A 542-nucleotide genomic window follows, 5' to 3' on the forward strand; every position below is an offset into this window, starting at 1 on the left:
GTAGCTGCCGGCACGACGCCGACGGCGGCGGTGCTGAGCAGCAACGCGAGGGTCGTCGACGCGACGCCGGCCGTACGCCGGGTCAGCAGGTTGGGACGGAGTCCCATGGGCCCACCTCTTTCTGGCGGCGCGACAGGGGGTATGCCACGCCGTGGCTGAGAACGTTGGGCAGACGTTACAACTGATCGATGGATTTGAGAACGGCCATATGTTGCCGCGCTGAAACTTTTTCCTGGCCGGGGGTGCGGCTGACGGCTGCCGGTGGGCGGGGGCGGCCCGGCGAGGTCGCCGTGAGGCCGTGGCGAGATCTTGGCGGGTTCACGCCCCTGTGGGGGCCGTTCGCTGCCAAGGTCGGGACACCGGGGAGCGACGGAGGGGTGCCTGGGTGCACCGGCGTGACGACTCAGGTACAGTGGTGCCGCCTGCGGGTGTAGTTCAATGGCAGAACATCAGCTTCCCAAGCTGACAGTGCGGGTTCGATTCCCGTCACCCGCTCCAGCGCGAAGGCCCCGACCAGGATTTGGATCCGGTCGGGGCCTTCG

The 542-nt window shown here is 68.1% G+C and carries 1 tRNA gene; it reads left to right on the forward strand.

Annotation, left to right across the window (positions count from 1 at the left end):
- The first annotated feature begins 424 nt into the window (after window positions 1-424).
- A tRNA-Gly gene (locus AB0B91_RS64205) sits at window positions 425-498 on the forward strand.
- Window positions 499-542: the final 44 nt, after the last annotated feature.

It is taken from the genome of Nonomuraea sp. NPDC049141, assembly GCF_040648415.1.
Lineage (GTDB): Bacteria > Actinomycetota > Actinomycetes > Streptosporangiales > Streptosporangiaceae > Nonomuraea.